The 21,015-nt window shown below is 69.4% G+C and carries 20 protein-coding genes and 1 pseudogene; 9 read left to right on the top strand and 12 right to left on the bottom strand.

Annotated features, from left to right (window positions below; genetic code table 11):
• Window positions 1-27 precede the first annotated feature (27 nt).
• A complete protein-coding gene (locus tag D7Y15_RS10870; protein WP_121752502.1) occupies window positions 28-2,511 on the bottom strand; it encodes a PIG-L family deacetylase in 2,484 nt (827 codons plus the stop codon).
• Between the two features lie 132 nt (window positions 2,512-2,643).
• Here D7Y15_RS10870 and bshC point away from each other — a divergent pair, with 132 nt between their 5' ends.
• Genes bshC through bshA form a run of 3 tightly spaced genes read left to right on the top strand, consistent with a single transcriptional unit; the run spans window position 2,644 to window position 6,232 of the window.
• Entirely contained in the window at window positions 2,644-4,269 is a 1,626-nt protein-coding gene (bshC, locus tag D7Y15_RS10865; RefSeq protein WP_121752501.1) for a bacillithiol biosynthesis cysteine-adding enzyme BshC, read from the top strand.
• Window positions 4,266-5,072 carry a bacillithiol biosynthesis deacetylase BshB1 gene (bshB1, locus tag D7Y15_RS10860; protein ID WP_121752500.1) on the top strand — a complete coding sequence of 269 codons (807 nt, stop codon included), beginning with the start codon at window positions 4,266-4,268 and terminating at the stop codon, window positions 5,070-5,072. Before bshC ends, bshB1 begins: the two co-directional genes overlap by 4 nt.
• Window positions 5,069-6,232: an N-acetyl-alpha-D-glucosaminyl L-malate synthase BshA gene (gene bshA, locus D7Y15_RS10855; RefSeq protein ID WP_121752499.1), complete on the top strand. Its 1,164-nt coding sequence runs from the start codon at window positions 5,069-5,071 to the stop codon at window positions 6,230-6,232. The genes bshB1 and bshA overlap by 4 nt, the downstream gene beginning before the upstream one ends.
• Before the next feature lie 23 nt (window positions 6,233-6,255).
• On the opposite strand, the gene D7Y15_RS10850 is transcribed toward bshA, so the two are convergent.
• Window positions 6,256-7,113 carry a DUF2911 domain-containing protein gene (locus D7Y15_RS10850; protein ID WP_121752510.1) on the bottom strand — a complete coding sequence of 286 codons (858 nt, stop codon included), beginning with the start codon at window positions 7,111-7,113 and terminating at the stop codon, window positions 6,256-6,258.
• Window positions 7,114-7,273: 160 nt separating this feature from the next.
• On the opposite strand from D7Y15_RS10850, the gene D7Y15_RS10845 reads away from it, so the two are divergent.
• Entirely contained in the window at window positions 7,274-8,617 is a 1,344-nt protein-coding gene (locus D7Y15_RS10845; RefSeq protein WP_120575073.1) for a PQQ-dependent sugar dehydrogenase, read from the top strand.
• A 468-nt stretch (window positions 8,618-9,085) separates the two neighbouring features.
• Window positions 9,086-10,564: an FAD-dependent monooxygenase gene (locus D7Y15_RS10830; RefSeq protein ID WP_121752498.1), complete on the top strand. Its 1,479-nt coding sequence runs from the start codon at window positions 9,086-9,088 to the stop codon at window positions 10,562-10,564.
• Between the two features lie 27 nt (window positions 10,565-10,591).
• Here D7Y15_RS10830 and D7Y15_RS10825 read toward each other — a convergent pair whose 3' ends face one another.
• The 3 genes from D7Y15_RS10825 to D7Y15_RS10815 all read right to left on the bottom strand — a co-directional run bounded on the left by D7Y15_RS10825 (window position 10,592) and on the right by D7Y15_RS10815 (window position 12,430).
• Complete coding sequence (locus D7Y15_RS10825; RefSeq protein WP_120575070.1) at window positions 10,592-10,933, bottom strand: hypothetical protein; 342 nt, start codon at window positions 10,931-10,933, stop codon at window positions 10,592-10,594.
• A gap of 212 nt (window positions 10,934-11,145) precedes the next feature.
• Window positions 11,146-12,174, bottom strand: coding sequence for a hypothetical protein (locus D7Y15_RS10820; protein ID WP_121752509.1), 1,029 nt, complete (start codon window positions 12,172-12,174; stop codon window positions 11,146-11,148).
• Window positions 12,175-12,187: 13 nt separating this feature from the next.
• A complete protein-coding gene (locus tag D7Y15_RS10815) occupies window positions 12,188-12,430 on the bottom strand; it encodes a hypothetical protein (RefSeq protein WP_121752497.1) in 243 nt (80 codons plus the stop codon).
• 128 nt (window positions 12,431-12,558) lie between these two features.
• On the opposite strand from D7Y15_RS10815, the gene D7Y15_RS10810 reads away from it, so the two are divergent.
• Window positions 12,559-13,632 carry a DUF3592 domain-containing protein gene (locus D7Y15_RS10810; protein ID WP_121752496.1) on the top strand — a complete coding sequence of 358 codons (1,074 nt, stop codon included), beginning with the start codon at window positions 12,559-12,561 and terminating at the stop codon, window positions 13,630-13,632.
• A gap of 3 nt (window positions 13,633-13,635) precedes the next feature.
• Here D7Y15_RS10810 and D7Y15_RS10805 read toward each other — a convergent pair whose 3' ends face one another.
• Window positions 13,636-14,313 carry a LysR substrate-binding domain-containing protein gene (locus tag D7Y15_RS10805; protein ID WP_233604893.1) on the bottom strand — a complete coding sequence of 226 codons (678 nt, stop codon included), beginning with the start codon at window positions 14,311-14,313 and terminating at the stop codon, window positions 13,636-13,638.
• A 51-nt stretch (window positions 14,314-14,364) separates the two neighbouring features.
• Window positions 14,365-14,538 (bottom strand): annotated as a pseudogene (locus D7Y15_RS45635) (LysR family transcriptional regulator); the annotation flags it as partial.
• Window positions 14,539-14,643: 105 nt separating this feature from the next.
• On the opposite strand from D7Y15_RS45635, the gene D7Y15_RS10800 reads away from it, so the two are divergent.
• Complete coding sequence (locus tag D7Y15_RS10800) at window positions 14,644-15,516, top strand: aldo/keto reductase family oxidoreductase (RefSeq protein ID WP_121752494.1); 873 nt, start codon at window positions 14,644-14,646, stop codon at window positions 15,514-15,516.
• 69 nt (window positions 15,517-15,585) lie between these two features.
• Window positions 15,586-16,164 (top strand): TMEM175 family protein, encoded by a 579-nt coding sequence (locus D7Y15_RS10795; RefSeq protein ID WP_121752508.1) that lies wholly within the window; start codon window positions 15,586-15,588, stop codon window positions 16,162-16,164.
• 11 nt (window positions 16,165-16,175) lie between these two features.
• Here D7Y15_RS10795 and D7Y15_RS10790 read toward each other — a convergent pair whose 3' ends face one another.
• From D7Y15_RS10790 to D7Y15_RS10780, 3 genes are all read right to left on the bottom strand, one after another.
• Window positions 16,176-17,090: an RNA polymerase sigma-70 factor gene (locus tag D7Y15_RS10790; RefSeq protein ID WP_121752493.1), complete on the bottom strand. Its 915-nt coding sequence runs from the start codon at window positions 17,088-17,090 to the stop codon at window positions 16,176-16,178.
• The gene (locus tag D7Y15_RS10785; RefSeq protein ID WP_120575062.1) at window positions 17,087-17,683 is read right to left on the bottom strand and encodes a carboxymuconolactone decarboxylase family protein; all 597 of its coding nucleotides are present in this window, start codon (window positions 17,681-17,683) and stop codon (window positions 17,087-17,089) included. Before D7Y15_RS10785 ends, D7Y15_RS10790 begins: the two co-directional genes overlap by 4 nt.
• A gap of 90 nt (window positions 17,684-17,773) precedes the next feature.
• Entirely contained in the window at window positions 17,774-18,694 is a 921-nt protein-coding gene (locus tag D7Y15_RS10780) for a pyridoxal-phosphate dependent enzyme (protein ID WP_121752492.1), read from the bottom strand.
• A gap of 145 nt (window positions 18,695-18,839) precedes the next feature.
• On the opposite strand from D7Y15_RS10780, the gene D7Y15_RS10775 reads away from it, so the two are divergent.
• Window positions 18,840-19,739 carry a LysR family transcriptional regulator gene (locus tag D7Y15_RS10775; protein ID WP_121752491.1) on the top strand — a complete coding sequence of 300 codons (900 nt, stop codon included), beginning with the start codon at window positions 18,840-18,842 and terminating at the stop codon, window positions 19,737-19,739.
• Between the two features lie 137 nt (window positions 19,740-19,876).
• Here the strand turns inward: D7Y15_RS10775 and D7Y15_RS10770 are convergent, their stop codons facing one another.
• Together D7Y15_RS10770 and D7Y15_RS10765 are read right to left on the bottom strand one after the other, a co-directional pair.
• Window positions 19,877-20,461 carry a class I SAM-dependent methyltransferase gene (locus D7Y15_RS10770; RefSeq protein WP_121752490.1) on the bottom strand — a complete coding sequence of 195 codons (585 nt, stop codon included), beginning with the start codon at window positions 20,459-20,461 and terminating at the stop codon, window positions 19,877-19,879.
• Between the two features lie 3 nt (window positions 20,462-20,464).
• Complete coding sequence (locus D7Y15_RS10765) at window positions 20,465-20,905, bottom strand: hypothetical protein (protein ID WP_199745913.1); 441 nt, start codon at window positions 20,903-20,905, stop codon at window positions 20,465-20,467.
• Between the last annotated feature and the right edge of the window lie 110 nt (window positions 20,906-21,015).

The raw sequence follows: 21,015 nt of genomic DNA, 5'->3' as shown, positions 1-21,015 counted from the left end.
CGGGAGGGGTCAGGTTGGGAGCGGTGCTCATGGAGAGAGGATGTTGGCCAACAGGCGGTAGGCGCCGGGAACCCCGGCGGGGAGCTGACGGAAGAAGGCGAGGCCCGTGTAGATGAAGGTGCCCTTGCCATGACGCGCGACCAGCAGCGCGCCCTGGAGCGGCGCCTCGCCGGCATCGTGCATGGCGAACACGGGCTGATAGCGGGCGTCCCACGACGACGCGAAGTAGAGGCCACGCTCCTGCACCCAGCCCTCGAAGTCCGCGGCCGTCAGCGCATTGGGCGCGCGCAGCAGCGGTTCATTGGCGCGCAGCGGCGTCATCGCCGCCGTCTCATCCGTCACCCGGTCGCGGCCAATCTCCAGCGGATAGGGCCCGACGAAGGACGTGAGCGGCCCCACGCGGCTGTTGGTGTTGTACTGCACCACCAGCCGCCCGCCGCCTTCCACGTACTGGAGCAGCCGCTCCCGGTGGACGGCCAGGTGCGTGTTGGCGTTGAAGGCGCGCACGCCCACGAGGATGGCGTCGAAGCGCTCCAGCGGCTCCCGGGCCAGCCGCTCCTCGGGAAGCAGCGTCACCTCGTAGCCCACCGCGCTCAGGCTCTCCGCGACGCGGTCGCCCGGACCGGGGATGTAGCCAATGCGCTTGCCCTTCATGGCCAGGGAGAACGGCACCCCCGTGGCCGTGGAGGGCTGGCGCACCGTCAGCGGCGGGATGTGGGGATGGGACACGGAACGGGCACTCCACGACCAGGCGCGGCCCCCCACGTCGACCTCCACGGAGAGGACTCCCTCCTTCGTCGCGCCCGGGGGCGGAGTGATCTGGAAGGTGACGGTGCGCTCGTCTCCGCGTGCCGCGAGCTTGAACTCGACCGACGCGGGCTCCACGCGCCAGCCGGGCGGCGCCACCATCCGCACCGTGCCCGGCACCTGGTCCATCCCCGCGGCCAGCTCCACCGGCACGGCACGGGACTCGCCGTTGGGGAACATGAGCACGTCCTCCGCCAGCGTGGCGGTGACGGGCGGGACGACCTCGAAGTCACGGTAGAGCTCGCCGCGCACCGGGTCCGTCCAGGCGTGGACCACTGGACGCACCGCGCGGAAGCGCCGGCCCGCGACCTGGTACTCGAACGCCACCGACAGCGCGGGAACGCCCTCTGGCTGGCCGGTGAGCGCGCGGTCCTCGCCCTTGAGCGTGTAGAGCCCTCCGGTGACAGGCTCCCGGAGCCAGTAGGGCGTGGAGATGGGCGCCGTCGTCGGCAGCGTCACCGTGCGCGACAGCTTCAGGGGCACGTTCGCGGCCAGCGCCTTCCCCACGGCCTCGGGTTTCTCGCCTGGCAGTGTCAGCCCCACCCACTCGACGGCGGCGGGTGAGCGGTTCAGCGCCACCACGTCCAACGCCACGGGCAGCCCCGGGATGCCCGTGGGCGCGGCGGCGCGCACCTCCAGGAACAGCCCCGCGCAGTGGGCGATGAGCGCCTCCACCTCACGCAGCTTGGGCGCCTTCCACGGGTGGGTGTCCGGCAGCGCGGTCAGCGCCTCGTGGACGCGGACGAGCGCGGGCAGGGAGCGGTGGGGGGCGCGCGCATCGAACGCCTTCGTCGCGGCGGCCACCGCGCGGGACACCGCCTCCGAGCCCGTCCAACGCTTCCAGGAGAAGTCGAGCCCCTCGAACACCTCGCGCTTCGGAAGCGTCCCCGCCAGCGGCGTGAAGTACTCGGCGGCGGGGCCCCGGTCCGCGGCCTGGCCGAAGCCCTGGCTCTTGTGCTGGCTGCGGCTCTCCGCGGCGACCTCGCCCCACGAACGCCCGAGCAACGCGTCGTAGCCGCCCACGTCCAGCTTCACGTAGCGGGACAGGTCCTCATCCGGCTTGAACGACCACGAGGAGGCGTTCTGCAGCAGGCGGTCCGCCTTCCACGGCTTCACCTCGGACAACTGCTCGGGGAAGCGCTTCGGGTCGGCGGCGGCGATGAAGGCCTCCGCCGCCAGCAGCGCGGAGGCCGTGTGGTGGCCGTGGTTCGGAGGCTCCGTGGTGAAGCGGGTGATGATGACGTCCGGCTGGAAGCGCCGGATGGCGAGCACCACATCCGCCAGCACCGCTTCATGTCCCCAGATGCGCAGCGTCTCTTCCGCGCTCTTCGAATAACCGAAGTCCCGCGCCCGCGTGAAGAGCTGCTCCGCGCCGTCCACGCTCCGCGCGGCGAGCAACTCATGCGTGCGGATCAGCCCGAGCAGGGCGCCCTGCTCGGTGCCGATGAGGTTCTGCCCACCATCCCCGCGCGTCACGGACAGGTAACCCGTGCGCAGGCCGCGTTCTCCCACCAGCCATGCGAGCAGGCGCGTGTTCTCGTCGTCCGGGTGGGCCGCGACATAGAGCACACTGCCCGTCACTCCGAGCCGCTTCAGGCCCGCCGCGATTTCACCCGCGTGGGGCTGCCGGGCTGGCCGCGCCACCGCCGTCGACCCGAATCCAAGGCTCATGGCCAGCATCATTCCGAGGAGCAGGTTCCGCATCCGGACGGACCCTATACCAACCCGCGCGGTCCGCATTCATTCCGGGATGACGCCCGCCGTCACACCCGAACGCGGCGTGCGAGCACGCACTTCGGGTGGCGGGCCCGCCGCGACCTGTTATCACCGCAGGCCGTGACGTCCTCCTTCTCGACCGCGTGGCTTCGCGGAGATGCGTCCGCGCTCTCCTTTCTTTCGGATGACTATCGGCACCGTGAAGCGCGCGCCCGGGCCGTGGCCGCCGCCGCGTCGCGCACGGTGTCGCCCGCGCTGCTGGACGTCCTCGCCGCGCAGAACGCGCGCCTCGCGCCGAGTCCCGCCCGGGAGCGAAACCTCGCGCTGCTCGCGCGGCCCGGCACCGTGGCGGTGGTGACGGGACAGCAGATGGGCCTCTTCCTGGGCCCGCTGTACACGCTCTACAAAGCCGCGTCCGCCATCGTCACGGCGCGCGCGCTCCAGGAAGAAACCGGCCGGCCCTGCGTTCCCGTCTTCTGGCTCCAGACGGAGGACCACGACCTTCCGGAGATCGACCACTGTGTCATCCCACGCCCGGGCAAAGGGCCCTGTCGCCTGGCGCTCGAGCTTCCGGATGCGGCAACGTCTCGAGCGCCCATCGCCCACCGCCACCTGGGCCCGAGCGTCCTCCCTGCCCTGGCCACCCTCCGCGCCGAGCTGGGAGCAGAGCCCCACGCGGAGGAGTTCCTCTCCCTGCTGGAGCAGGCCTACCGTCCCGAAGCCACGCTCGCGGGTGCCTTCACCGACGTGCTGTCGTCCCTCTTCGCCGACGAGGGCCTGGTCTTCCTCGACCCGAGAGACGCACGGCTGGCGCCACTGGCCGCGCCCGTGCATCGCTTCGCCCTCCGGGAAGCGGGAACACTCTCCGCGGTGCTCGCGGCCCGTGCGGAGGCGCTCACCCGCGCGGGCTACGCGGTGCAGGTCCATGTCCGCCCCGGCTCGCCGCTCAGCTTCTTCTCACCGGATGCGCTCGAGGGCCCGCGCTACCGGCTGGATCCGGCGGAAGCAGGCGCCTGGAGTCTGGTGGGCCACCCGGAAGGCAGCGCCATCCCCCAGGACGCGCTGCACGCCGCCCTGGAGCGTGAACCGCTGCGCTTCACCACCTCCGCGCTGCTGCGCCCCTTCCTCCAGGACACCTGGCTCCCCACGGCGGCGTATGTCGGCGGCCCGGGCGAGCTGGCCTACTTCGCGCAACTGGCGCCGCTCTACGCCCACGCGGGCCAGCCGATGCCGCTCGCCATTCCCCGGGCCCGCTTCCGCGTGCTCGATGACCGCGCGCGCCGGTGGCTGGGCAAGGTGGGGCTCCAGCCGGATGAGGTGAACGTGCCGCGCGACACGCTGCTCACGCGGCTGGCCACGCGGGATGCCCCGGAGCCGGTGGAGACACCCGAGTCCCTGGAGGCCCGCCTCTTCAACGCATTCTCCTCCGAGTTGGAGCGCGTCGCCGGACAGGTGTCGGCGGTGGACGCGAGCCTCCAGGACGCGCTGCGCCGCACCCAGGGCACGGTGCGGGTCGCGGTGTCCCGGCTGACGGGCCGCTACCGCCGCGCGCTCGCCCGGCGCGATGCCACGGCGGCCGGACAGGTGGACCGCCTGCGCACGTTCCTCTTCCCGGAGGACGCGCCCCAGGAGCGTGTCCTGGGGCTGCCCTACTTCGCCTGCCGCATCGGGACGCGTGCCTTCACGAAGCAGGTGCTGGACGCGTGTGTCCCCTTCTCCGGTGACTCGAAGGACCTGACGCCATGAGCGCGACCAGCACCGCCTACGACATCGACGTCCTCGCGTTTGGCCCACACCCGGATGACGTGGAGCTGTTCTGCGGCGGGCTGATGGCGAGCATGGCCGCCCGCGGCTACCGCACCGGCATCGTCGACCTGACGCGCGGCGAGAAGAGCTCGCGCGGCACGCCGCAATCCCGCGCGGAGGAGACAGAAGCCGCCACCCGCGCGCTGGGGCTGGCCCACCGGGAGAACCTGGAGCTGCCAGACGGCTGGCTCAATCCGTGGGCGGGCTTCGACACGCCCGAGCCCGAGCGCGCCCGCGCCGCCGCCGTGGTCCGCGTGGTGGAGGCGCTGCGCCGCCTGCGTCCGGAGCTGGTCGTCGTGCCCTGGGAGCAGGAGCGACACCCGGACCACGAGGCGGCCAGCGCGCTGGTGACGCGCGCCCTCTTCTTCGCGGGCGTGCGCAAGTTCGACGCGCAGTCCGCCGCGGAGCCCTTCACGCCGCGGCAGGTCCTCTACTATCCGCTGCGGCACCTGGCCGAGCCTGGCGTCATCATCGACGTCTCCGCCGTCTACGAGCGCAAGCTCGCGGCGGTGCACTGCTACGCCAGCCAGGTGATGCCCCGCCCGGACGCGCCGCCCACGCTGGTGGGCTCACCGCTGTCGCTGTCCTCGCTGGAGGCCCGGGACCGCTTCCATGGCGCGCAGATTGGCGTCACCCACGGCGAGCCCTACATCCTCCGCGAGGCGCTGGGACTGGCCGACCCGCTCGACCACTTCCGAAGGAATAGCTTCGCCCGGCCGCTGTTCTTCCCGGCACGCTCATGAACGCCCCGCTCAACGTGGCCATCACCTGCTTTCCGACGTTCGGTGGCAGCGGCATGGTCGCCACGGAGATTGGCCTCGCGATGGCGGACCGGGGCCACCGCGTCCACTTCATCGCCCGGGACCTGCCGGTCCGGCTCCATGGCGCGAACCGGAAGGTCGTCTTCCACGAGGTGACGGAGAGCGACTACCCGGCGCTCCAGCAGTCCAGCACCTATCCCATCGCGCTGGCCTCCAAGATGATCGAGGTCGCCAGCTACGAGCGCCTGGACATCCTGCACGTCCACTACGCGGTGCCGCACGCCACCGCCGCGTGGATGGCGCGCGAGGTGCTGGGCCCCAGGGCGCCGCGCATCGTCACCACGCTGCACGGGACGGACACCACGCTGGTGGGAATCGACCCCAGCTACCTGCCGATTACGCGCTTCTCCATCATGCGCAGCGACGCGGTGACGGTGCCGTCGGCCTACCTGCGCCGCGCGACGTGGCGGGGCTTCGACATCCCCGAGAGCGTCCCCATCGACGTCATCGCCAACTTCGCGGACACCGCGCGCTACGCACCGGTGCGCGACCGCGCCTGCCTGCGCACGCTCTTCCCGGACCTGCACGACGACGAGCCGGTGCTCATCCACGTCTCCAACTTCCGGCCGGTGAAGCGCATCGTCGACGTGGTCTCCATCTTCACGGAAGTCCACCGCCGCCGTCCCTGCCGGTTGGTGATGGTGGGAGACGGTCCAGAGCGCTCGCCCGCGGAGCGGATGCTGCGGGAGATGGGCCTGGAGGCCCGCGTCGCGTTCCTCGGCAAGCAGGACCGCTTCGAGGAGCTGCTCGCCGCCTCCGACGTCTTCCTGCTCCCCAGCGAGCAGGAGAGCTTCGGGCTCGCCGCGCTGGAGGCGCTGAGCTGCGGCATTCCCGTGGTGGCCAGCGACCTGGGCGGAATCCCAGAGCTTGTCACGCACGGAGAGACGGGCTTCCTGGCGCCGCTGGGGGATGTCCCCGCCATGGCCCGGCACGTGCTCACGCTGGTCGAGGATGCGGAGCGCTGGCGGGGCTTCTCACACCGCGCGCGGGCGCGGGTCCTGGAGCACTTCCAGATGGCCCCCGCCATCGACCGCTACGAGGCGCTCTACCGCCGGCTCCTCACGGAGCCCCTCGGTCGCTGAGGGGCCCCGGGAGCGAAAGCGGGCTACTTCTTGTTCTTCCACTCCGCCAGCGACTGGGTGACCTGATCACGGGCGTAGAAGTTCTTGTCCTTCTGCCCCAGGTCCCACGCGGTCTGTGCGGCCTTGCGGGCCTCGGCGTACTTGCCCATCTGCGACAGGACGTTCGCGCGAGTCCAGTGGGCGTACCACGTGGGGTTGGCGGCCACGGCCGCGTCGGCGTGCTTCAGCGCGGCGGGAAGGTCCTGGGGGGTGCCCGCCAGGTAGGAGGCCGCGTTCGCGTGCATGCTGGCCGCGCTCTTCTCCGCCTGCTCGATGTTGGCCTTCGCGAAGGCGGCGGTGTCCACCGTGATGGGCACGGAGACGCGCAGCTTCTCCCACTCCAGGTCCAGCCGCGTGCTGGTGTCCGTGGTGTCGGTGAAGAGGTACGTCAGGCGCTCGCGCGCCGGAATCGCCGCGGTGGTGGCGCTCACCGAGGCCACGTCCTTGGAGGCGTCATAGGGCGCGGCGCCGCGCCACAGGCCCAGGTCCGTGTTCAGCATCACCTTCCAGCCCTTCTGCGAGGGCAGGCTGACGATGGCATAGGAACCGGCCGGGACGGCCTTGTCGCCGAAGGTGACCGGGTGGCTGAAGGTGATCTTCGTCGCCGCGTTGGCGCCGCTGCGCCACGCCTTGTCATTGGGGACCAGCTCGCCCCAGACCTTCCGGCCCTTCACTCCGGGGCTGGAATATTCGACGGAGATTTCGGAGACACCCACCGCCTGCGACACCTTCGCCGCGGGACTGGGGGCCGGCAGTTGGAGCTGAGCCAGCGCGGGCGTCGCCGCCAGGGTCATGAGCGCGGAGGCCATACAGCCGAAAAGCGGGTTCCTCATCGTCTTCACTTCGTCCTTTCCGACCCGCGAAGGGTCGCAGTGCCCGCGGAGTGTAGGGACGCGCAGTCGGATGTCCACCACCACCACCCGGCGTAACGCGCCCTTCCCAGTCGACCCGAAGAACGAGATGTTCGACCCTTCCTCCTTTTCCCCCTCTGGAGTGAGTCGCATGCGCATCCTGACAACGTCCCTCATCGTCGCCACCCTCCTGGTCGGTTGCCAGGAGGATCCAGAACCCACACCCCAGGACTCGGGCGTCACGCAGCAGGACTCGGGCGTTCCCCCACAGGACGCGGGCGTCACTGAAGACGCGGGCGTCACTGAAGACGCGGGCGTCACTGAAGACGCGGGCGCCCCGGAAGATCCGCTCCCCAGCGGCCCCCCGGTTCCGCGGGGCCCGCCCAACGTGCCTGAAAACACGCCGGCCTTCCCCGGGCAGACGCGCGTCCCCGCCATCCAGACGAAGACGCCCTTCCAGGTCACCGAGATTGCCTCGGGCTTCAGGAACCCCTGGGCCATCGCCTTCCTGCCGGACCAGCGCATGCTGGTGACGGAGAAGGCCACCGGCTCGCTCTACATCGTCACGCAGCAGGGCGCGAAGTCCCCCGCCGTCAGCGGCCTGCCCGCCGTGGACGCGCGCGGTCAGGGCGGCTTGCTCGACGTGGAGGTGGGCCCGGACTACGCCGAGAGCGGGCGCATCTACTGGACCTATACCGAGCCCCGCACGGGCGGCAACGGGCTGGCGGTGGCGCGCGCGCGGCTGGTGGACGGAGCGCAGCCTCGCGTGGAGAACGTCCAGGTCATCTTCCGCATGATGCCCACGCTCGAGTCGACGCTGCACTCCGGGGGACGGATGGTGTTCACCCCGGACGGCAAGCTGTTCGTCACGCTCGGGGAGCGCTCCATCCTCGCGGGCCGTGTCCAGGCCCAGGACGTGAAGAGCCACTTCGGCAAGATCGTCCGCATCAATCCCGACGGCAGCGTCCCCCAGGACAACCCGTACCTGAACAACCCGGAGGCGAAGCCGGAGATCTGGTCCATCGGTCACCGCAACGTCCTGTCCGCGGCGCTCGACAGCCAGAACCGGCTGTGGACGGTGGAGATGGGGCCGCAGGGAGGTGACGAAGTGAACCGCCCCGAGGCGGGCAAGGACTACGGCTGGCCCACCATCGGGTATGGCGAGGAGTACTCCGGCGCGCCCATCCACCAGAGCACCCAGGCTCCGGGCATGGAGCAGCCCGTGTACTACTGGGACCCGGTGATCGCGCCCTCCGGGATGACCATCTACTCCGGGACCCTGTTCCCCGAGTGGCGGAACAACATGTTCATCGGCGGCCTGGCCGCCCAGACGATGGTGCGGCTCATGGTGCGCAATGACCGCGTGGTGGGCGAGGAGCACCTCCTCAAGAACCTGAACGCGCGCATCCGCGAGGTGGTGCAGGGCCCCGAAGGCGCCCTCTACCTGCTCACCGACGCCACCAACGGCAAGCTGCTCAAGGTCACGCCGGAGTGAAGCATCCGTAGGCCACGCGCTCCCCACTCCCCGAGAGAATCAAACCTCGGGGAGCGAAAGGGGCGCCGTGGCGACTCCGCGGGCATCCAGGCCAGCCCCAGGTTCCTGGCGCTGCCCGAGCTCACGGTCTGGATATCCCCACCGTCCGCCAGATTGGCGGCATGGAGGCTGCTGCCTCGGGGCGACTGTAGAAGACGGTACGGTTGGGCGTACCTCCACGAGGCGTTCTACCCCGGCAAGCGTGCGTGGGCCGTGGCGTGTGAGGAGTTGATGACAAGCCCAACCCCGCAGGGACGGGTTGAAAGCAAACCACGGCCACCCTGATTCGGGCACGGGCTCGGGTTCGCCTCGGCAGCCCTCTCCGCTCTTTCCACAGCCAGCAAATGCCAGACCCCGGGTGTTGCCGCAAGCCCCCCCGGCCATGCTCCACCATCGCCCGTTTCGGTCCACGAGCGGGAGGTCGGAGAGATGCACACGGACAGGGTGACGCAGCACGCGGTGGTGATTGCAGGAGGAGGCCCGACCGGGCTGATGCTGGCGGCGGAGCTGGCGTTGGCGCAGGTGGACGTGGCCATCGTCGAGCGTCGCGCCAGTCAGGAGGTCGCCGGCTCTCGCGCGCGCGGCCTGCACGCGCGCAGCCTGGAAGTGCTCGACCAGCGCGGGGTCGTCGAGCGCTTCACCTCGCAAGGGCAAGCGGTCCAGAACGTCGCGTTCGGGCAGGCGCCCCTGGACCTCAGCGACTTCCCGACGCGTCACAACCATGGGCTCGCGCTCTTGCAGGAGCGCTTCGAGCGCATCCTAGCGGAGTGGGTGGCCCAGCTGGCGGTGCCCATCTACCGTGGGTGCGAGGTGACGGGCTTCGCGCAGGACGACACCGGCGTCGACGTCGCGCTGTCCGACGGCCGTGCGCTGCGGGCGAAGTACCTCGTCGGGTGCGACGGGGGTCGCAGCCTCGTCCGCAAGCAGGCGGGCATCGGGTTCCCGGGGTGGGACGCGTCCATCAGCTACCTCATCGCCGAGGTCGAGATGACCGGAGCGCCGACGTTCGGCATCCGCCGGGACGAGAAGGGCACCTACGCCATGGGCAAGCTGGAGGACGGACGCGTGGGCGTCGTGCTGAGAGAGGAGCAGGTCTGCACGGGCGACGCACCGACCCTCGAAACTCTGCGCGAGGGACTCGTCGCGCTCCACGGGACGGACTACGGCCTGCGCGGCGCCACGTACCTCTCCAGGTTCACCGACATGACGCGGCAGGCAGCGTCCTACCGGGACCGGCGGGTGCTCCTGGCCGGTGACGCGGCCCACGTGCACTCGCCCATGGGCGGACAGGGGCTCAACCTCGGAGTGCAGGACGCCGTGAACCTGGGGTGGAAGCTGGCCCAGGTCGTGCGCGGCGTCTCACCGGAGGACCTGCTGGACACGTACCAGGCCGAGCGGCACCCCGTCGCGGCCCGTGCGCTGCGCAAGACCATGGCGCAGACCGCGCTGAGCCGCGGTGACGCGCGCATGGACGCCGTGCGCGAGACGCTGTCTGAGTTGCTGCGGATGGACGGGCCACGCAAGGAATACGCGGCGATGATGTCGGGGCTGGACGTCCGCTACGACCTGGGCGACGGACACCCGCTGCTCGGGCGCCGCATGCCGGACCTCGACCTGGTCACCGCCGACGGCCCCCGGCGCGTGTTCCACCTGTTGCACGACGCGCGGCCGGTGCTGCTCGACCTGGGCGAGCCCGGCACGCTCGACGGCACGCCCTGGGCGGACCGGGTTCGGTGCGTCGCTGCGCGCTACACGGGGGCGTGGGAGCTCCCGGTGCTCGGCTCGGTCACGGCGCCCGTCGCGGTGCTGATCCGACCGGACGGACACGTCGCGTGGGTCGGGGAGGGCACGGGTCAGGGTCTGCGTGAGGCCCTGACCCGATGGTTCGGCCCGGCGCTTGCCGCGTAACGCGTTTCGCTTGCCGCTAGCCCGGCGTCAGAAGTGGCAGGTCCAGTCCGAGCCGCAGTAGCCCGCGACGCCGTTGCAGCTGCACTCCCAGTTCTCGGTGCAGATCTGCTCGGTGCAGAACGGACCACCAGGGCCACCGCCACCGCCCGTGTAGGTGAACTCGCAGGTGTTCTGGACGCAGGTCGCGGTGCGAGCGCTGGGGCAGGAGTTCCGGCAGTCCTGGTCCGTGTCGCAAATGCTCTCATGACAGATGGGGCCGAGCATGGCCTGGCTGGAGGAGGATTCCTCGTGGCTCGCGTTCGGGGCTTCCGCGGAGGCCACGGAGGCGGCGAGGAGGGTCGCGGCGAACAACTGACGGAAGAAGGACATGGGGCTCCTTGAGGGAAAGGCGCGACATCCGGAGATGTCGCGCCTCGATAAGCATACAGGCCCCACGTTGTGGATGAACGGGTTCAGCCCGCCTCCCTCAACGGGGCCCCATGCGTTCTATCCTCAAGACAACTCTCGAAGTGTGCTCGCTGCGCATCGCATCAACTCGACAGTCCACCCGCTCCGGCTGACGCCAATCGCAGACGGCGGCGCTACAAGAACTCGTCCCCTCCCCCAGTCTCCGGATCCTGGGCGGAGAGGAGGACATCCCCGGGCCGCTGCTCCACGCGGAGGCCCAGGCCCATGGCCGTCAGTTCCTCGAGCGCGGCGAGGGCCTCCATGACGGGCTGGACATCGGCGACCCTGGCCGGCACGGCGATGCGCTCGAGACGCGAGCCCACCTGTTCCAGCAGCGCGTGCGGAGGGAGTGCCTCGATGTATCGGCCATACAGATAGGCGGGCGCGGTCAGATGGCCGACGTCGGAGGGCGAGACGGTCGCGACATACGCATCGAAGCGCGCCCTCACCTCCTCCACCGGAGTGTCCTGACGCCACAAGCCGAGCAGGGAGCGCAGGAAGTCCATCAACGGTTGCGACCGGGACGAGCCCATCTGGGCCGAGGCGACCTCCAGCGCCCGCTCGGCGCGTGCGGGGTCGGGCTCGACGAAGAACAGCGGCAGCACCTCCTCGATGCCTGGAGTGTAGAGGGGCTCCGCGAGTTGCTCCGGCGCGCCCGCGAACGAGCGCAGCGTCTCGGGTTCGAGCGGCTCCCCCGCCAGCCAGCGGCACCACAGCGCCTCCAGCGAGCCCGCGGCGAGCGACGCGCGGCGCAGCAGATGGGCTCGCGCCTGCTCCACGCCTCCGAACAACAAGACGGTCACCAGGTCCCCGGCGGGAGGCCCCTCGGGAAACTCGAGCGCATCCGCCCCCGTCCAGCGCGCGTACCGCTTGCGCTTCAGGTCGCGCTGGACCTCGCTCGCCACCTCGCTCCACGCGGACCAGGGCACACCGAGCGCCGCGTAGTCCTTCCGGAGGCGCTCATCCGCGGGGGCCGAGACCTCGTTGGGGCGCTTCTTGAAGTCGGCCCGCACGCGCTTGAGCTCCTTCGCGAGCGCGGGCAGTTCCTCCGCCGGACAGCCGCCGGTCAGGAGCCGGAGGTGGGAGATGGGAACGCCGTGCAACTTGAGCAGCCAGGCCTTGAACGCCGACCAGGCGGGGGCGGAGAGGTGTCGGATTTCCACGGTCTGTCCTCGATCAGGCTGCGCCTGAGGCATTGGCGAATGGCACGAATGGCCGGCGCGCATGGAACTCCGCCATCAGCGTGCCTCCGGTGAGCTTCTCCTCATGGGGCCCGCCGGTGATGAGCTGGTTCGCCGCGCACGGCGCCAGGGCCTCGACGCGTGCCGCGCACGCCCGCGACACCCGCTGCCTGCCCCAGACGAACGCCCCGCCCAGCAACAAGGCCACGCCACCAACGAGCCATTTCAGGATGCGCACCGAGAACCCCTCGTCTTCGACCGCCCATGGGAAGGCGCTGTGCCCGGCCAGAATTTGTTCGCGGCATCAGGAGTGCGTCAAGGAGAGGCCGCTTCGTTCATTCCGGAGCCACCCTGTAGATTGGGGCCATGTCATCTCGCGCGACATCCTCCGCCTTGTGGCTCCTGGTCCTGTTGCCGCTGACAGCCGGCATGTTGGCCGCGGATTTCTTTGTCGTATCCACCGCGGTCCTCCAGGCGCAGTCCTCGAGCTGGCCGACCGTGCAGGGCACCATCACCCGGAGCGAGGTGGAGACGGTGCGCTCGAACAAGAGCACCACCTATCGCCTGAAGCTGGCCTACACCTACTCCGTCGCCGGACAGTCCCATGAGGGCGGCAAGCGCCGCTTGTACTCATGGAGTACGGGGGACCTCGAGCCCGTGGAGGCGCTGGTGACGCGCTACCCCGTGGGGGCCAGCATCCCCGTGTACTACCGCCCCGCTCAGCCATCGGAGGCGGTGTTGCAGCCGGGCCCCGGGAGCGCGGAGCTGTTCATGCTCATGTTCCTGCTGCCCTTCAATCTGCTGGCGATCTGGCCGTGGATCATGGTGTCGCGAAGCTGGAGGCCAGAGCCGCCGCACGTGCCCACCTTCGTCCGGGAGGACGGCAGCGAGTGCGTGACGCTCACGGAGATGGGGACCACCATCTGGGTGTTCCTGGCCTTGGGTGGATCCGCCTTCCTTTGCGGCGTGCTCGGAGGAGTCACCGGGGGACACAACGCACCGGCGATCGTGGGCGTGGGGGCCTGGGGGGTCGTCATCGCCTGCGGTGTGCTCACCGGACGGCTGTCGAGCGCATGGCGGAAGGCCGGGCGCTACGATCTGCGCCTCCACGTCCAGGCGCGCAGTCTTTCCCTGCCGCCCGTCTCCGGACGGAAGCACCGGCTCGACCTACGGTGGCGCGACGTGCGGGCGATCCGCGTCGACCCGCCGGTTCGCGGGAACCAACGGGGAAGCGTCAACCGCTACCCTCTCACGCTCGAACACGTCACCGCCGACGGCGAAGCGCGCCGGGAAACCATCGACTCCTTCCTCCGCGAGGAGCAGGCGGAAGCCATGGCACACTGGCTGCGGACGCACCTCGACGTTGGCGAGGCGGCTCCGGAAGAACGGCGCGCCGCGCAGCCTCGCGCCAGGCCTCCAGGCCGCCAGCGACTGTCTTGAATGTCAGCTCCACGGTGTCGACTTGATGAAGTCGACGAACGTGCGCAGCGGCACCGGCAGGTGCTTCCGGCCTGAATAGTAGAGGAAGGGCCCCGAGAAGCTCGGCCACCACCGTTCGAGCACGGGCTCCAGTTCTCCCCGGTCCATGTACGGGCGCAACCAGTCCTCCAACAGATAGACGATTCCACCGCCCGCGACCGCGGACTCCACGGCGAGGTCGGTGCTCGTGTTGAGGCTGAAGAGCAGCGGCCCCTTGGGTTCGACGTGGATCGTCTCTCCACGACGTTCAAACTCCCACGCATACACCGGTCCACTCAGCAGGCGCCCGCGCAGGCAGTCGTGTTCGAGCAGCTCGCGAGGATGCTTCGGCCGGCCCCGACGCTCGAGGTATGCGGGCGAGGCGGCCGCCGCGTAACGCTGCGTGCGTGGCCCGATGGGCACCGCCACCATGTCCTGCTCGAGGCGCTCCTCGTAGCGGATCCCGGCGTCATAGCCTTCCGCGACCACGTCGATGAGCCGCTCTTCGGCGGTCACCTCCATGGAGATGTCGGGGTACTTCGCGAGGAACGGCTGCACGATGCGAGGGAGGATGAGGCGCGCGGCGGCGATGGGCACATTGAGCCTCAAGCGCCCCGCGGGCCGGTCACGGAAGGTGTTCACCACGTCCAGCGCGGACCGCACTTCCCCCAGCGCTGGTGTGAGCCGTTCGAGCAAACGCGCCCCAGCGTCCGTCGGCGTCACGCTGCGCGTGTTCCGGTGGAGCAGGCGAACGCCCAGACGGGACTCAAGGCGGCGGATCGCATCACCCAAACGGGAGGCGCTCGTGCCAGACGCGCGAGCCGCGCTGCGAAATCCGCCCTCGCGAGCGACCGCCAGGAACGCCGTGAGATCAGAGAGGTCATCCATCACCGTGCGGATTTTCGCACGACCTGTGCGGATTGCCACCGATAGTCGCGCAGTGATTCCTTGCGTAAACGAGTGGGAAACCTCGAACAACGAAGGAGCCTCGCCGTGGCCCACCATCACATCTCCAACAGCTATCGCATTGGCACACACACCGTTCGCCGCGTGGGTTACGGCGCGATGCAGCTCTCCGGCCCCGGCGTCTTCGGCCCGCCCAGGGACCGCAAGGCGGCGGTCGCGGTGCTGCGAGAGGCCATCGCCCAGGGCGTCGACCATCTGGACACCAGTGACATCTACGGCCCCCACGTGACCAACCAGCTCATCCGTGAGGCGCTGCACCCGTATCGCGATGGTCTGGTGATCGCCACGAAGGTCGGCGCGGTCCGCGGGCCCAACGGTTCGTGGGAGCCCGCGTTCTCCCCCGCTGACCTCGAACGCGCGGTCCACGACAACCTGCGCAATCTCGGGCTCGAGGTGCTCGATGTCGTGAACTTCCGTGCGATGTTCAGCGCCGCGGGCCCGGTGGAAGGCTCCATCGAGGCGCCGCTCACCGCGCTCGCGGAGCTTCAGCAGCGAGGCCTCATCCGCCACATCGGCTTGAGCAACGTCACGCCGACGCAGGTCGCCGAGGGCCGCAAGGTCGCCGAGATCGTCTGCGTGCAGAACCACTACAACCTGGCGCACCGGAGTGACGACGCCCTGCTCGACCAGCTCGCCGCCACGGGTACGGCCTACGTGCCGTTCTACCCGCTGGGCGGTTTCACGCCGCTGCAGTCGAGCGCGCTGAACGACGTGGCCGCGCGGTTGGGCGCGACACCCATGCAGGTGGCGCTGGCCTGGCTCCTGCACCGGTCCCCCAACGTGCTTCTCATCCCGGGTACGTCGTCAATCACACACCTCCGGGAGAACCTCGCCAGTGCGGAGCTCACCTTGAGCGCGGAGGACATGGACACCTTGAACCATCTTGCAGAGCGGACCTGACCGCATGCGAGCGGGCCCCCATTCCGCCTATCCTGGGCCAGCGGACTCGAAGCGTGCATGGGGGGCAGCATGGACAAGCACCGGCTGGAAGCGTTCAGCGACGGCGTCATCGCCATCATCATCACCATCATGGTGCTGGAGCTCAAGGTGCCGCACGGCAGCCAACTGGCCGACCTGCGGCCGCTGATCCCCGTCTTCCTCAGCTATGTGCTCAGCTTCATCTACATCGGCATCTACTGGAACAACCACCATCATCTCCTGCACACCATCGCCCATGTCACCGGCGGCGTGCTGTGGGCGAACCTGTACTTGTTGTTCTGGCTGTCGCTGATCCCCTTCGCCACCGGCTGGATGGGCGAAAACCATTTCTCGGCCGTGCCGCTGGCGCTCTATGGTTTCGTGCTCCTGATGAGCGCCTTCGCATGGAGGCTGCTGCAAACCCGCCTGGTGGTGATGCAAGGCCAGCAGTCGGCGCTGGCCCTGGCGGTCGGGCGCGATTTCAAGGGCAAGATTTCACCGCTCTTCTATCTGGCCGGCATCGTCAGCGCCTTCTTCAACGGGCATTTTTCCGAGGCAATCTATGTGCTGGCCGCGCTGATGTGGCTGGTGCCGGATCGCCGCTTCGAGAAGGTGACGCATGCAAGCTAGGCCTCAGGCCGCTACCGGCTCAGCGTCACCTGCTCGCCGAGCCGGCCCATCTTTTGAGGGTTGCGCATGGCATAGATCCGGGTGATCCGGCCGCTCTCGACGACGACGCTGATTGCTGTGTCGAGGTTTCCATCGATGTCGACACGGAGCGAGGGCGCTCCGTTGAGCCACATGGTCGAACTCCGGGCGCCAGGCGCGAGCGTGGGGAAGCGGGACAGGAGCCGGGCCACGCGATCGCCGCCGACAATCGGGGCCCGGACCGCCGTCACCACGCCGCCGCCGTCCGCGACCAGCACCACGTTGGGCGCGAGCACGTCGAGCAGGCTCTTCAAATCGCCGGAGTTGACCGCGGCCATGAACCGCTCCAGGACCGCCTGCTGCTCTGCCCGGCCGACCTGCATCCGGGGTCGACGCGCGGCCACGTGCTCCCGCGCCCGGTGGGCAATCTGCCGGACGGCGGCGGGCGTCTTGTCGAGCGCCGGGGCAATCTCGTCGTACGGCACGTCGAAGACCTCCCGGAGCACGAACACCACCCGCTCGGCCGGAGTCAGGGTCTCCAGCACGGTGAGCATCGCGATGGAAACGCTCTCCGCGAGCGCGAGGTCCTCGGCGACGTCGGGGCTGGTGAGCAGCGGCTCGGGCAGCCATTGGCCGACGTACTCCTCCTTGCGGCGGGTGAGCGTGCGCAGCCGGTTGAGCGCCTGGCGGGTGACGATCCGGACCAGGTAGCTGCGCGGGTCGCGCACCTCCGCCCGGCTTGCATCACCGATGTCCGCCCACCGCAGCCAGGTCTCCTGCACGACGTCCTCGGCGTCGGCCGCGGAGCCGAGCATCTCGTACGCGATCGTGAAGAGCAGGCTGCGCTGGGTGACGAAGAGGTCCTCCGAGCCTGGCGGAGCGCCGGCCGCATCGGGAGAGGACGTCATGACGTGGACGCCTCCCCCGGCCTTGCGCTCGGCTGGGCCATCGGCTTCAGCCCACACGAGGCGGCGAAGCCCTCCGACTCGATGCCCAGGGCGGTGTTGGAGCGGGTCGTCAGGTTGGCGAACCCAATGACCGTGGTGAGCTCGATGAGCGCCGCGGCCCCCAGCTGCGCCCGCAGGCTCGCGACCATCTCATCCGTCACCGTGGGGGGCGTCTGGCTCACCGCCTCGGCATACTCCAGCACCTCCCGTTCCAGGGAGGTGAACACGGCCGACTCCCGCCACCGCGGAATCTCCCGCGCCTTGGCGACGTCCAACCCCTGGTTGTGGGCCATGAAGTAGTTGAAGTCCAGACAGAACGAGCAGCCCACCAGCGAAGCCACCACCATGTGCGCATACGACTTCAGGCTCTCATCGCACTGGTCCCACTTCTGGAGCTTCTGCCCGAAGCCCATGCTGGCCTTGAGCACCGGCAGGTGGTGCCACATCACGCCAAGTGACTTGGGGACCCGGCCGAACGTCCGGCTGGCGAACAACTTCGCCATGGCGCCATGGAGTCCGGTGAGCTCCTTCGGGGGAATCCTGGTCGAGGTCATGTCTTCTCCGGTGTCAGCATCGGGTGCCGTCGGCCTGAAGACACCGGTCCTCCGCGGGATGTGACATCCCTCGAAGAGGGCTCCACCGTTTCATCGCTCCCGGCCGCCCAATGCCCGCAGATGCTCAACCGTAGCCGTGACGCCACCGCAGACGATCACCGCGATGCGTGACGCGGCGGCAAGCGCCGGCGACGCCGAGTCGAGCGCGGCCAGTGCGGCCCCGCACGCGGGCTCCACCAGAATCCGGTGTTCGTCGAGAAACCGCAGGGAGGCCGCCACTGCGGCCGCATCGGACACAACGATGGTGTCGATCGCGTGGCGCGTCGCCCACTCAACCGCGGCGTCACAAGGCCTCTTCGCGCCGAGCGACGTGGCGACGCTCGAAATCCCTGGCAATTCGACAGGTCGCCCCTGCGCGACCGAACGCGCATAGCAGTCCGCGCCCTGGGTCTCGGCCGCGACGACCGGCACATCGCCCCAACCGTTGCGCGCCATCCCTTCGAGCACGCCGCACAGCAACCCGCCGCCGCCAACCGCAAGCACGACTGCGTCCGGTTTCGGTCCGGCTGCCGCCATCTCGTCGATCATCGTTGAATGGCCCTGCCACAGCACGGGATCGTCGAAGGGATGCACGAACGCGTCGTGCGAGCCGATCACGGATTGCGCGAACGTGTTCGCCTCTGCCCACGAAGCGCCGTGGACGATCAACTCCGCGCCTTCGAGACGGATCAGCTCGCGTGCGCGCGCGGACGTGCTCTCCGGAACAACGACGAGCACGGGCACGCCGAGCTCGCGACCGGAATAGGCGACCGCAATGCCCGCGTTGCCGCCCGAAGACGACACGAAACGACGGGCGCCTGCCGCGCGCCGCGCGTCGCATACCGCACCGACGCCGCGCAGCTTGAACGACCCGGACGGCTGCATCGCCTCGAGCTTGAGCAGGACATCTTTGCCGAGCCGGCGGGACGCGGCTTGCGAACGGAGGTAGGGAGTCTGGATATGGAGTGGCATGCGAAGAAGTGCGGCAAACGTCCGCGACGCGCGGACAGGTGTCACGACGCAGGCCAACCTAGACCGGGCCACCCATACCTTCCAATACCATTCACGGCAGCATGCTATACCTTCCAGGCATATCCACGGAACGGACAGACACTGCATGCGACAGGTCGAGTTGCGCCATCTACGCTACTTCGTGGCGGTCGCCGAAGCCGGCAGTGTGATGGCCGGCGCCCGCGCAATCGGGATTGTGCAACCCGCGCTTTCCCGCCAGCTCCGCGAGCTTGAGGAGGCGATCGGCACCCCGCTGTTGATCCGCCGCTCGACGGGTATCGCGCTCACCGCGGCCGGCGTGAGCTTCCTGCAGGACGCTACGCGCATGCTCGCCGAGCTGCAGGGCAGCCGCGAACGTGCGCTGCGCAGCGCGGCTGGCCAACTCGGCGAGCTGCGTCTCGGCGTGCTGCCGAACTATTTCCCATTGCCTGTGGTGTCGAACGTTCTCAAGGCCTTCCGGAACGCCTGCCCGGACGTGATGCTGTCCATCTCGCCAATGCTGTCGGCCGAGCAGGCGACCGCGATCGCACACGGCGACCTTGATGGCGGCATCATGGCGTGGCGGCAGGACGAGGCGCCGCATCTGTCAGGCACGCGGCTGCTACGCGACCGGTTCGTGCTCGCGATGCTATCCACGCCGGGCCAGCGCTTCCGCGCCCCCCGTCAACTGGCCGAACTCGCAGGCGCGCCGTTTGTCTGGTTCGACCCGCTCCGGTCCGCCGCGAATCACCGGTTCTTGCTCGAGCAGTGCCGGCGGGCTGGCTTCACGCCTCGCATCGCGCAAGTCGGCAGCGACATCCCGACGCTCATCGGGCTCGTCGCGGCTGGAATGGGCTACGCGTTCGTGCCGGAGAGCACTTCATCGACGTGCCCGAGCACGGTGCGACTGGTCGCGCTTGACGAACTCGACGGCCGCTTCGACGTCGAATTCGTGTATGACGGCCAGGCGGGCTCGCCGGTCGTGCAGCAATTCCTCGCGGCGCTGCGCGCGACCGCCAACGCATGAGCGGGACCGCGCCGGAGGTCGCGACATCGGCAGCGCGTGCGGGGCTGCCTTGCCGCACGCAGCGTGCGCCAGTCCGCGGCTCACTCCCCAGGACGGCGCAATCCAAACGCCTCCGGCCGGTGCGTCGCGGATGGCGTTCAGCCGCCCGATCCCGTCTTGCGCGACAGGTAGTAGGCGTTCCCGCCCGGGTCCGTGTGCGTCGCTTCCAGCGAGAGCCCGTGCGCGCGCAGCAGGTCGCGATACCCGTCGACGCTGTACGAGTGATAGCGGAACGAGACGCCATTCATCGGCTCGCCGTCGATGGAGCCGTGGGCGTCGCCCGAGGTGAAGAGGAACGCGGCGCCAGGTTTCAATGCCCGCGCGATATGGGTGATTGCCTGTTCCTGCTCTTCGTGGCGCAGGTGGAACAAGACGCCCCACGCGATGGCGGCATCGAACGCCTGCTCCTGAAGCTCACAGGACTGGATGGGCGCGCACTTCACCGGCACGTGGGGGAAGTTCGCTTGAAACCGCGCCAGCAACTCGCGGGAGCTATCCACGCCCATCACATGGCAGCCATGCTCCAGCAGCACCCGCGTCAGCGGCAGTCCCGTGCCGCAGCCGACGTCCAGCACCGAGGCACCGGCCGGCAGTGAGGCAGCGAGCGCCGTCACCTCCGGGACGCCCATGGAGCCCGCGCGGTGGGATGCATACCAGTCCGCGATCAAATCGTACTCGTGCACGCGTCAGTCTCCGCTATCGGAGCCGAAGTCGCGGGCCACGTGCGCCCTCAGGATTCGCGCGAAGCTCTCACGCTGCCTTGCACCGGAGCGACGCAGGGAGTCCCGTTCGGAAATCCAAGACGATTCAAGCCGCCTCGAATCCTCGCTCACCACCTCGACGAGCGCTCCGAGGAAGTGCCGGACACGTTCCGGCTCCAGTCGTGCGGAAGGTGGCACGACATTCCATTCCTGTTCCTCCACTTGGGTGAGCACCTCCTCTTCAAAGGTGACCACCCGGAACGTGATGGAGAGAGCGCCGTCCGGACGCTGCTGGGTGTCCACCCAGTGGAGGGCGCTCTCAAGCGGTGAACGCACCACTTGGGTGCTTGCCATGGCACCCTGCTCGACGGGAGGCACTGGGTGCGAGCCCGAGGTGTACACAGCGATCGCTCCTGGAATCGACATGGCACGCTCCCACCCGATGCAGGGCCCGGCGTCATCCACCGGGAGCCGTTCGGGTAGGCCGCACTCTTCCCACATTGTAGACCCGGCATCCATCCAGGACGCCCGGAGCC

The organism is Corallococcus sp. AB030 (genome assembly GCF_003668965.1).
GTDB lineage: Bacteria > Myxococcota > Myxococcia > Myxococcales > Myxococcaceae > Corallococcus > Corallococcus exiguus.
This window is presented reverse-complemented; position numbering and strand designations above follow the sequence as displayed.